Source organism: Synechococcus sp. H60.1, assembly GCF_047462335.1.
In the GTDB taxonomy this organism is placed as follows: Bacteria; Cyanobacteriota; Cyanobacteriia; order Thermostichales; family Thermostichaceae; genus Thermostichus.
This window is the reverse complement of sequence record NZ_JANSJA010000115.1, coordinates 1-11,477: the sequence shown is the minus strand read 5'-3', so window position 1 is coordinate 11,477 and position 11,477 is coordinate 1. Positions and strand designations below refer to the sequence as shown.

Genomic DNA, 11,477 nt, shown 5'->3' with positions numbered 1-11,477 from the left:
GAACTCCTGACTCGTAGATTGACCATCTCGCTTGGCTATCAAAACATTCAACTTATCTTTAAAAGTATCTCTATTCATCACGTGAACACGAGTTAAGATTCTTTCATCATTTGGTAGATCGGATAGGGGAAAGCCAAGCCCGACATAAAGCTCTAGTCTTGTCAGGTCTAGCAAATCTGCCACAATTACCGAAGGACAGTTTCGACTGACAAGAACTTTCGGTTGCTCTTGGAACTGATGTAAATCCTGAACTTGCTCATAGATAGCCAGCCTTGTGCCCATAAGATCATCGCGAGAAATACGGATAGAAAAGCAAACCTCGGATTTTGCCTTATAAAGATCTGGCAATTCTCCTTCACGCACCCCTGGTGGGGCTGTCGAAGCTCGTTGATCCCTACCTTTTCCCCCCAAGGGGACGGGGTTGGATTGGGTGACAGATTGAGAACTGTCCTAGGAGGAGCCGGAGAAAAGGCTCAAGTTCACTAGACTGTAAATGTGATTTAGGGTACAGATTTATGGCGACTGTCTCCGCTGCTGCTACTCCCACCGCCCCAGGGACGACTTTACTCAACGTCTGGCAAGTCCTGGCCGAAAAGTTTGCTGATCAGATTGCCCTCAGGGATCCCCATGCCCAGCCGGTTCTTGAGATTTCATATGGGGAACTGTTCCGCGGCATTCAGACGCTGGCTGCCGGCTTGCAGGCCTTGGGCATTCGCCCCGGGGATCGGGTGGCCATTTTTGCCGAGAATTCCCCCCGCTGGCTGATGGCGGATCTGGCCACGCTGTTTACGGGAGCGGTCAATGTGCCCCGCAGCGCCGTGGCGGATCCGGGTGAGCTGGGCTACATTTTGCGTCACTCCGGCAGCACGGCTTTGATTGCCCAGGATGTGAAGACCCTGAGGCGGGTGCAGCCGGTTGTGCAGGAGCTGGGCCTGGAGCGGCTGCTGCTGCTTTCCGATGAAGAAGAGGCAGGAGTATTGAACTTCTCTCAGTGGCTGCAGAAAGGGCGGGAAGGCCGCTACGAGCCGCCGCGGCTGGAGCGATCCCAGTTGGCCACCATCATCTACACCTCTGGCACCTCCGGTCGCCCCAAGGGGGTGATGCTCAGCCACGGCAACCTGATGCACCAGGTGGAGAACTTGAGTGTGGTTGTACAGCCCCGGCCTGGGGATAAGGTGCTGACCATTCTGCCCACCTGGCACTCCTACGAGCGGGCCTGCGAGTATTTTCTCCTCAGCCAGGCCTGTACGCTGGTCTATACCAACCCTCGCTTTATCAAGCAGGATTTGCAACGGGAGCAGCCCCACTATCTGGTGGCAGTGCCCCGCATCTGGGAGACGGTTTACGAAGGGATCCAGAGACAATTGAAGGAAAAAAGCCCTCTCATGCAGCGGCTGATCCGCACCTTGATGGCGGCCAGCGAAGGCTACGTGCTCGCCGGGCGGATAGCCCGCAACCAGTCAATTTTGCACTACGGCGTCAGCCCTTGGGTGCGAGTGGGGGCCCGCCTGCAACAGGGGCTGCTCTGGCCTGTCCACCGCCTAGCCGATGCGCTCATCTACCGCAAGGTGCGGCAGGCTTTGGGCCCCAATTTTCAACAGGCCATCAGCGGCGGCGGATCCCTGCCCGCCTATCTGGATCTGTTTTACGAGGTGGTGGGCATTTCCATCCTCAACGGCTACGGCCTTACCGAAACCTCGCCAGTGCTGTGCGCGCGCCGTCCCGACAACAATGTGCGCGGCACGGCTGGGCCCCCCTTGCCAGGCACGGAGTTTCGCATTGTGGATCCGGAAACCCGGCAGCCGCTGCCGCCAGGAGAAAAAGGGTTGATCCTGGCGCGGGGGCCACAGGTGATGATGGGCTACTACAACAATCCAGAAGCCACCGCCCAGGTGCTCAGCCCCGACGGCTGGTTTGAAACAGGGGATCTGGGCTGGCTCACCCCCGACGGGCAACTGGTGATCACCGGCAGGGCCAAGGACGTGATTGTGCTGCTTAACGGAGAGAACGTCGAGCCCCAGCCGCTGGAAGATGCCTGCCTGCAATCCCCCTACATCAGTCAGATTGTAATTGTCGGCCAAGACCAAAAGAAACTGGCTGCCCTCATCTACCCCAACCTGGAGGCCCTCAAGGCTTGGGCCGCCGAGCAAGGGATCCCGGCTGCTGAGGCCGAGCTGCTGGCCCACCCGCAGGTGCGCACGTTGATCTTGCGGGAGGTGCAAACCCGCATCCAGGAACGTCCCGGCTACCGGCCCCACGAGCAAATTGCCGACTTCCGCTTTTTGCCAGAGCCCCTGAGCGTGGAAAATGGCCTCCTGACCCAGACGCTGAAAATTAAGCGCAACCCAGTAGCCGAGCGCTATGCTCACCTTATCCAGGAGATGTACCCGACGGGGAGCTAAGTTTGGGATCCCCGTTGTTGCTCCAGGTAGCGCCGGAAGCTCTCCGGGGGAATGGCCCCCCGGTAGGCGCCGCAGTAGTAGAGGGTAAGCACTGCCTTGTAGGCCCAATCGGTCGGCACCACGTCCGGGAAGGGACTGGGCAGGGTGTCTGCTTGGTTGGCGGCACAGGCCTGCAAGATCTGCTCCGTGGTGAGCTGTTCGGCCAGATCGGGGGGCAGCTCCCGCAGGTTGGCCTGGGCAAAAGCAGTGCTGGGCAGGCAGAGAGCGGAAAGAGCCGTTGCCCAAAAACTAGGAGTGAGGAGGGATCGCCAGTTCACGGTTTTGGATGGTGGGCAAGTGTCCCTTTTCCAGGGTAATACGGGCCAACAGGGCGCTTGGATGCTGTTCTGAGATTAAGATGCAAAGAACCGGGGAGCGGCACCAGCGCAGATCCGGTCGAGTCTTTGCGGCCAGCGCTGGCCTTTCTCCAAGAAGACGACAACCCGATCCCTGCTGGGGGCCGCTGGTCTCAAAAACTGGCTGGGTGAACTCCTAGCTCAAAAAGCTGCAACAGCAGCAGGAGCAACTTCCCTCCCGGAAGGGAGCCCTGAGGTGCCACTCCCCTCCCTGGCAGGCGGATGATTGTGTTGAGAGCGCGATAAATCAAGGCCAATGAGCTTATCCAAAGGGCCAAGTTTTGACAGCCTGGATCCGCCGGATCCCAAGCTAATTGATGCCTGTGTGCACTGCGGCTTTTGTCTGACCACCTGCCCCAGCTACCGCGTCCTCGGCAAGGAGACGGACTCGCCGCGGGGACGCATCTACCAGATGGACGCCCTCAATCAGGGCCAAATCTCTCTCTCGGCAGCAGTGGTTTCCCATTTCGATACCTGCTTGGGCTGTTTGGCCTGTGTTACCGCCTGCCCCTCAGGGGTGCGCTACGACCGGCTGATTGCCGCCACCCGCCCGCAGATCGAGCGCAACTACCGCCGCAACCTCTGGGAGCACCTGTACCGCCAGTTCATCTTCTCCCTCTTCCCCTATCCGGAGCGGCTGCGGCCTCTGCTCTGGCCCCTTTGGCTCTACCAAAAAATGGGGATCGGCGCCTGGGTCCGGAAAGGGTTGGAAAAAGTCTCCCCGCGCCTGGCGGCCATGGAATCCCTCTTGCCCCCTCTGGAGGTGGAACAACTGCTGCCCAAGCACTACCCGGAGCGGATCCCGGCGGTGGGCAAGCGGCGCTTTCGCGTGGGGCTGATCCTCGGCTGCGTGCAGCGCCTGTTTGCCCCCCAAGTGAACGAGGCCAGCATTCGCGTGTTGACCCACAACGGCTGTGAGGTGGTGATCCCGCCGGCCCAGGGCTGTTGTGCGGCCTTGCCCCACCACCAAGGGCAACTGCAGCAGGCGGAAGCCCTCGCCCGCCGGATGGTGGATGCTTTTGCCGGCTACGAACTGGATGCCATTTTGGTGACTGCCTCCGGCTGCGGCCACACCCTCAAGGAGTACGGCCACCTTTTGGCCAAGGATCCCGACTACCGAGAGAAAGCGGCCCAGTTTGCGGCCAAAGTCAAGGATATCCAGGAGTTTCTCGCTCAGGTGGGGCTGACTGCTCCCCTGTACCCCCTGCAGCCGGATCCCTTGGTGCTGGCCTACCAAGATGCCTGCCACATGCTGCACGGGCAACGGCTCAGCCAGGAGCCGCGGCAACTGCTACGGCAAATTCCGGGGCTGGAACTGCGGGATCCCGTCGATGCCGCCCTCTGCTGTGGCAGCTCCGGCGTCTACAACCTGCTGCAACCCCAGATAGCAGATGAGCTGGGATCCCAGAAGGTGGCCAACCTGCTCAACACCGGTGCCCAGGGGATCGTCTCTGCCAATATCGGCTGCCGCCTGCAAATTCAGAAGCACCTGCACCTGCAGGGCAAGGCTGGGATCCCCATTTATCACCCGATGGAGCTTTTGGATCGTGCTCTCCAATTGTCTAGCTAGAGCTTGAGGGCGGCGCGGGGATCGTAGGACTGAACCCGTTGCAGCTTTTCGTAGAGCTCCCGCTCCTCCTCCGAAACACGGGTGGGCAAATAGATCTGAACTACCGCGTAGAAATCGCCCCGCTCCCCGTTGCCCTTGGGAAAACCCCGCTCTGCTAGGCGCAACTTTCGCCCTGGCTGCATTCCTGGTGGGATGCGCAGCTTCACCACCCCATCCAAGGTGGGCACCTCCACCTGGGCGCCCAAAACGGCCTCGCTGGGGCTGATGGGCAAGTCGCAGTAGACGTCAAACCCCTCAAGGCGGTAGAAGGGGTGCTCCTTCAGCTCGATCTTGAGATACAGGTCGCCAGCACCCCCATTAGGGTTGGGGTGGCCTTGGCCGCGCAGGCGAATCCGCTTCCCCGGTGTGATCCCAGGAGGGAGATTGACCTCCAACGTGCGATTCCCCCCCACCCGTAGGCGGCGTTTGCCCCCCTCAAAAGCTTCGGGAATGGTGAGCTGGATGGTGGCCTCCGCATCGTAGTTGGCGTTGCTGGCGGGGCTGGAGGAGCTGCTGCTGCGATCCGCGCCTGAGTTGCGCACCCGGCCCAGGAGTTGATCGATGAAGTCTTGAAAATCGTCAAATTGGCTGAAATCGACGCCACTGCTAAAACCGCTTCCCCCAAAGTCTTCGCTGAAGGAGCTGTCGCCAAAAGGGCTGCTGCTGTAAGGCTGGCTGTAGGTCTCCCGCTGGTAGCGGAACCCACCCTGCTGGTGGTACTGGCCGAATTGGTCGTATTGTCGGCGCTTGCTGGGATCCGAGAGAACTTCGTAGGCTTCGTTGATCTCCTTGAACTTCTCTTCGGCAGCTTTGTTGTTCGGGTTAACATCCGGGTGATATTTTCTTGCCAGGCGCCGATAGGCCTGCTTAATCTCGTCGGCGGTGGCCGTCTTGCTGACCCCCAAAATCTTGTAGTAGTCCTTAAAGTTTTGCATGGAGGCGTCCGCAGGCAAATTGCTGAGAATGGGCAGAAACCCAAGCAGTTGGCTTCCGACCCGTTGACACAAAGAGAAGAAGGCGGGCTAGACGCCATCGCCTATCCCGTCCCTCCTCATTATCGGTGCTGTGAATAAGGGTGGGATCCGCCCTGAACCAGGGGGCCGCAGAGGGATCCCACTGTTGTCACTTGGTCTCGGTGAAATCGGCGTCGATGACGTCGTCACTGCCGCCGGAGGTCGTCCCCGAGCCAGAGGGAGAGCTCGAAGCGGCGCCGGGCTGCTGATAGAGCTCGCTGCTCATGGCGTAAAGGGCCTCCTGCAGCTCCCGCTCTTTGCTCTGGATGGCGCTGTCGTCATCCCGCTGGATGGCCTCCCGCAGCTCTCGCACCAAGGTCTCGATTTGGCTGCGCTTGCTGGAGGAGATCTTGTCTCCCAGCTCCTTCAACTGCCGCTCAGCCTGGTAGGCCAGAGAATCGGCCTTGTTGCGGCGCTCGATTTTCTCGCGGCGGGCGCGGTCTTCGGCAGCGTATCTCTCGGCTTCGGCAATCATCCGCTCCACCTCTTTGCTATCGAGCGTGGAGGCGCCAGTAATGGAGATGCTCTGCTCCTTGCCGCTGCCCTTGTCTCTGGCCGTCACCTTGAGGATGCCGTTGGCGTCGATGTCGAAGGTCACCTCGATCTGCGGCACACCGCGGGGAGCCGGCGGGATCCCGTCCAGCTTGAAGCGGCCCAGGGACTTGTTGTCGCGGGCCAGCTCCCGCTCCCCTTGCACCACGTGGATTTCCACCGAGGTCTGCCCATCTTCGGCGGTGGAGAAGATCTCCGACTTGCGGGTGGGGATGGTGGTGTTGCGCGGGATCAGCTTGGTGGCAATACCGCCCAGGGTTTCCACCCCCAAAGACAAGGGGGTGACATCCAGCAACAACACATCTTTGACCTCGCCCGCCAGCACACCGGCCTGGATGGCAGCACCCACGGCCACCACCTCATCAGGGTTGACAGTTTGGTTGGGCTCTTTGCCTAGCAGCTCTCTCACCAGCCGCTGCACCGCCGGGATGCGGGTGGAGCCGCCCACCAACACCACTTCGTTGATGTCGGCCTTGGTGAGCTTGGCATCCCGCAGGGCTTGCTCCACCGGCCCTTTGCAGCGCTCCAGCAGGTCGGCGCAGAGGTGTTCAAACTGGGCTCGGGAGAGCTTCAGCTCCAGGTGCTTTGGACCATCGGCAGTGGCGGTGATGAAGGGCAGGTTGATGGTAGTCTCGGAGACACTGGACAGCTCGATCTTGGCCTTCTCGGCAGCTTCCGTCAGCCGCTGCAGGGCCTGCCGGTCTTGCCGCAGGTCGATCCCTTCCATGCGCTTGAACTCTTCGGCCATCCAGTCGACAATCTTCTTGTCGAAGTCGTCGCCACCCAACTGGGTATCGCCGCTGGTGGCTTTCACCTCAAAGACCCCATCTCCCACCTCCAGGATGGACACGTCGAAGGTGCCACCGCCCAGGTCGAAGACGAGGATGGTCTCGTTGTTGCGCTTGTCCAAGCCATAGGCCAAAGAAGCCGCCGTCGGCTCGTTGATGATGCGCAGCACTTCCAAGCCGGCGATCCTCCCGGCATCTTTGGTGGCCTGCCGCTGCGAGTCGTTAAAGTAGGCAGGGACGGTAATGACGGCTTGGGTAACCGGTTGGCCCAGGTAGCGGCTGGCATCGTCCACCAGCTTGCGCAGCACCATGGCCGAGATTTCCTCGGGGGCAAATTCTTTGTTCATGCGGGGTGAGTACAACTTGACGTTGCCCCGCTCGTCCCGCCGCACCTGGTAGGAGACCCGCTTGGCATCGACGTTCAGCTCATCGTACTTGCGCCCGATGAAGCGCTTAACGGAGTAAAAAGTGTTCTCGGGGTTGAGCACCGCTTGGCGACGGGCCATCTGTCCCACCAGGCGCTCCCCATCTTTAGTGAAAGCGACCACCGAGGGTGTAGTGCGGCTCCCCTCGGCATTGGGAATGACAGTGGGGACGCCCCCTTCCATTACGGCGACAACCGAGTTGGTTGTGCCCAAGTCAATTCCTACAACTTTTCCCATCGGCTCCTTGTTCTCCTTTTGTTCAAGACGTTACCTCGGCTACCGCCGCCAGGCTGTATGAAGTAGCTTGGGCAGCCAATCCGTGAAAATTCAGCAGGTATTTAGCCGTTTTCTGGGTCGATCCTAACCAGCAGGGCATTGCGGTCAGGGCGAGAATGCCGCCCATTTCTGGCAACTGGAAGGCAGAGCAGTTACGGATCTCCGTACCTGCCGGGGCCTTGCTTCCAGGGCCGCTTGGGGCAAGGGCGGCTAGCTCTGGATAAGCTCCAGGGCTTCCAGGCTGCGGGCCACAACGGTTTCGGCCAGGGGCAGGTAGCCCATTGCTTCGGCCAGAGCCTGTCCTTCGCTGAGGGCCCAGCGCAGCACCGCCCGCAGGGCAGTGGCAATAGCGGGATCCCGGTACTGGCGGTAGGCCAGGATCCAGGTGTAGGTGACGATAGGATAAGCCCCGGCGCCGGACGGATCCGGCTCAAAGGCCCGCAGGTTCTCAGGCAGCTCGATTTCGCTCAGGGCCAGGGCCGAGGCTGCGGGGGTGGGGAGGACAAACTCGCCGCGGCGGTTTTCCAGGGCCGCCACCGATAGATCCAGGTCGCGGGCGTAGACCGATTCCACATAGCCAATCACCCCTTCGCTGTAGAGCATCTGGGCGCTCATGCCCTCATTGCCCTTGACCCCAATCCCCACCGGCCACTCCAAGGACATGCCGACACCAATCTCGGCGGCCCAAGTGGGGTCGATGGCGGCCAGGTGGCGGGTAAAGGTGTCGGTGGTGCCGCTGCCATCGGAGCGGTAGCAGACGGCGATGGGCAGGTCGGGGAGCTCCAAATCGGGGTTGAGGGCCAAAATCTGCGGATCCCGCCACTGGGTAATCTGGCCGCGGAAGATCTGCACCAAGACGGAGCGGGACAGCTTGAGGCCGGAGCGGATCCCGGGCAGGTTGTAGCCGACGGCAATGCTGCCTGCTGTCATCGGGATCATGACCACGCCCCGCTTCACCTCGGCAATCTCGGCATCGGTCATGGCCACGTCGCTGGCGGCAAAGTCCACCGTCTGGTCGATAAATTGGCGGATCCCGGTGGCACTGCCCACCGGCTGGAAGTTGATTTCCACTTTGGGATCCACCTGGCGGTAGTCGGAAAACCAGCGCAAATACAGAGGGGCCGGGAAGGTAGCCCCAGCCCCGTTGATCAACACAATCTCCCCGGAAGACTGGCTGTCGGCAACAGGGACAGCATCGCCGGCTTGGCCAGAACGGGATCCCTGTTGGCAGGCGCTTAGGCCGGCAGCAGCCAGCAACGACAGCAGCATTTCTCGACGGCGGCAGCGGGGCAGTTGAACCATGGCTGAGGCGCTCCAAGCTCTCCGCCCCGATCCTTAGTCTTGCCCACGGAGCTCTGTCAAGGGCTGCCATCTTTAGCTCTGGCAAGCACCAGAGGGGGCAACTTCCCGCAAAAGTCGGCTTCTTCTCTTCACCAACTGGTCGCCGATCCCCGCAGGGTTCGCTGCGCGCTCCGGCAAAAACGGGGATCCCAACTCTGTCTTTGTCTCAAGACGGAAAACAGAGCTTGCTCGAGAAAAACAAAGAAAAACAGCGAAAGAAAGAGAATGAAAGAGTTGAGTTCTGCAGCAACTGCAGAGGGATCCCCAGGCCAAAGCCTTATCTGGCAAGGCTTAGCCGGTTTCGGGCCGGATCCCCCCTGCCTTGGAAAAATCTTGACATATCTTGGAATAGAGCAATATATTGTGGATTCTGTGCAGAAATCCTGCGCTGTTTACATCTCGGTATCTGGGGGACTACTATGCCGACTTTGACTCGTTCTCCCTGGACACTGCGAGACAGCGAAAAGCTCTATCGCATCTCCGGTTGGGGGGATCCCTACTTCCGTATCAACGCCGCCGGTCATGTGGAGGTAACCCCACAGGGCCTACAGCAGCAGGAACCTGGCATCGACCTGTACCACCTGGTAATGGATCTAGTGGCGCGGGGTTTGCAGTTGCCTTTGTTGATTCGCTTTCCCGAGATCGTGGCCGACCGCATGCGGCGGCTTTGCGAGAGCTTTCAGCAGGCCATCGAGCGCTTTGGCTACCCCAACGTCTATCGGGGGGTTTACCCGGTCAAGGTGAACCAGCAGCGCCACCTGGTGGAAGAGGTGGTCAAGCACGGTCGCGCCTACCACTTTGGGCTGGAGGCAGGCTCCAAGCCGGAGCTGTTGATTGCCCTGGCTCTGCTGGATACACCTGGGGCTTTGTTGATCTGCAACGGCTACAAAGACCGCGATTTTATGGAAACGGCTCTCTTGGCCCAGCGGCTGGGGCGCACCCCCATCATCGTCCTGGAGCGGCTGCAGGAGCTGGAGCTGGTGCTGCAGGCTGCCGAGCACCTGGGCATTGATCCCATCCTGGGGGTGCGGGCCAAGCTCTCAGCCCAAGGGATCGGGCGTTGGGGCACCTCGGCTGGGGATCGGGCCAAGTTCGGCCTCACGGCCACGGAGATGTTGCAGGTGGTGGAACGGCTGCGGGAGGCCGGCAAGCTGCACTGTCTGCGTCTGTTGCACTACCACATTGGCTCGCAGATCTCGATGGTGAGCGTGCATGGGCGGGCCGTGCGGGAGGCCAGCCAGATCTACATCGAGCTGGTCAAACTGGGGGCGCCGATGGGCTATCTGGATATCGGCGGCGGCTTGGGGGTTGATTACGACGGATCCCAGTCCACCAGCCATTTCTCCCAGAGCTACAGCTTGGAGGATTACGCCGCCACCGTGGTGCAGACGGTGCTGAGTGCCCTGCAGCCGCACGGGATCCAGCCGCCGGTGCTGGTGACCGAAAGCGGGCGGGCCCTGATGTCCCACCAGTCGGTGCTGGTCTTTGACGTCCAGGATGTCAACGCCGCCAGCCCCTATCCCATGCCCACCCAGCTCACGTCCGATGCCGAGGTGATCCAGAAGCTAAATCAGCTTTACTACGAGATCCGGCCCGAGACCCTGGTGGCCGACTATCGCCGCTGCCAGGAGCTCAAAGAAGCCGCCCTGCGCCAATTTACCGAGGGATCCCTCAGCTTGCGGGAGCGGGCCGAGGTGGAGCGGCTGTTTTGGAACTGCTCCGACAAGATCTGCACGCTGGCCTACGAGCAGCACCAGGCAGGGCAGCCGGTGGCGGTGGATCTTCTGGATCTGGACGAAATGCTGGCCAGCATCTACTACGGCAATTTCTCCCTCTTCCAATCCCTGCCGGATAGCTGGGCCATCGACCAAGTGTTTCCCATCATGCCCATCCACCGTCTGGACGAGGAGCCGCGCCAGTGGGCCACCTTGGCGGATCTGACCTGCGACAGCGACGGCAAGATCAACCGCTTCTTTGGCGAAGACGGGCAGATCACCTCGGTCTTGCCGCTGCACGATCCCGATGGGCAGCCCTACCTGCTGGGGGTGTTTCTGGGAGGCGCCTACCAGGAGATCCTGGGGGATCTGCACAACCTGTTTGGCGACACCAACGCCGTGCACATCCGCACCCGTCCCGGCGGCTACCAAGTCACCCAAGTCATCAAGGGGGACACCATCGGCGAAGTGCTGAGCTGGGTACAGTACAACAGCGAAGATCTGGTGGAAACCCTGCACCACGCCACCGAAGCCGCCCTGCAACGGGGCCAAATTAGCCTAGCCCAGGCCCGCGCTTTGCAGCAGCACTTTGAAGACAACCTGCGGGCCTACACCTACTTGCACCGCTGACGGGGGTAGTGGGTAGGGGCAAAGGCCTAGGCTAAAAAGTAAACAGCAGGGGATCCCGGTTGTGGGCCGGGATCCTTTTTCTGACCAAAACAAAAAAGACTGGTGGACGAGATGCCACCAGCCTTGGCCAGTTCCCTGTGAGTGAGCTGATGCCGTCGTTGCCAACGTCTTCAACCCAGCTCTAGTCTCTGGCGTTTTCCCCCCTCTCGAAGTGATCCGGATCACTCGGTTAAGAATCCCTCAACTAGCGGCAAAGGTTAAGACAGAGGCAGGGCATTAAAACAAGGGCAATTGCTGCTCTTCCCCTTCAGCAAGGCTTGCAGGATCCGCC

The 11,477-nt window shown here is 60.6% G+C and carries 7 protein-coding genes and 1 pseudogene; 3 read left to right on the top strand and 5 right to left on the bottom strand.

Annotation, left to right across the window (positions count from 1 at the left end; all coding sequences use genetic code 11):
• Positions 1-363 (bottom strand): annotated as a pseudogene (locus tag NW852_RS06410) (hypothetical protein); the annotation flags it as partial.
• A 152-nt stretch (positions 364-515) separates the two neighbouring features.
• Here NW852_RS06410 and NW852_RS06405 point away from each other — a divergent pair.
• Positions 516-2,402 (top strand): AMP-dependent synthetase/ligase, encoded by a 1,887-nt coding sequence (locus tag NW852_RS06405; protein WP_414370533.1) that lies wholly within the window; start codon positions 516-518, stop codon positions 2,400-2,402.
• On the opposite strand, the gene NW852_RS06400 is transcribed toward NW852_RS06405, so the two are convergent.
• Positions 2,399-2,719: a hypothetical protein gene (locus tag NW852_RS06400; RefSeq protein WP_414363711.1), complete on the bottom strand. Its 321-nt coding sequence runs from the start codon at positions 2,717-2,719 to the stop codon at positions 2,399-2,401. The genes NW852_RS06405 and NW852_RS06400 overlap by 4 nt on opposite strands.
• A 334-nt stretch (positions 2,720-3,053) precedes the next feature.
• On the opposite strand from NW852_RS06400, the gene NW852_RS06395 reads away from it, so the two are divergent.
• Positions 3,054-4,367 (top strand): (Fe-S)-binding protein, encoded by a 1,314-nt coding sequence (locus NW852_RS06395; protein ID WP_414426567.1) that lies wholly within the window; start codon positions 3,054-3,056, stop codon positions 4,365-4,367.
• Here NW852_RS06395 and NW852_RS06390 read toward each other — a convergent pair.
• From NW852_RS06390 to pstS, 3 genes are all read right to left on the bottom strand, one after another.
• Positions 4,364-5,341, bottom strand: a complete 978-nt coding sequence (locus tag NW852_RS06390; RefSeq protein WP_414370532.1) for a DnaJ C-terminal domain-containing protein — start codon at positions 5,339-5,341, stop codon at positions 4,364-4,366. The two genes, NW852_RS06395 and NW852_RS06390, sit on opposite strands and share 4 nt — an antisense overlap.
• 187 nt (positions 5,342-5,528) lie before the next feature.
• Positions 5,529-7,421, bottom strand: coding sequence for a molecular chaperone DnaK (gene dnaK, locus NW852_RS06385; RefSeq protein ID WP_414363717.1), 1,893 nt, complete (start codon positions 7,419-7,421; stop codon positions 5,529-5,531).
• A gap of 249 nt (positions 7,422-7,670) precedes the next feature.
• Positions 7,671-8,762, bottom strand: coding sequence for a phosphate ABC transporter substrate-binding protein PstS (pstS, locus tag NW852_RS06380; protein WP_414370531.1), 1,092 nt, complete (start codon positions 8,760-8,762; stop codon positions 7,671-7,673).
• A 458-nt stretch (positions 8,763-9,220) separates the two neighbouring features.
• On the opposite strand from pstS, the gene speA reads away from it, so the two are divergent.
• Positions 9,221-11,146 carry a biosynthetic arginine decarboxylase gene (gene speA, locus NW852_RS06375; protein ID WP_414386190.1) on the top strand — a complete coding sequence of 642 codons (1,926 nt, stop codon included), beginning with the start codon at positions 9,221-9,223 and terminating at the stop codon, positions 11,144-11,146.
• Positions 11,147-11,477: the final 331 nt, after the last annotated feature.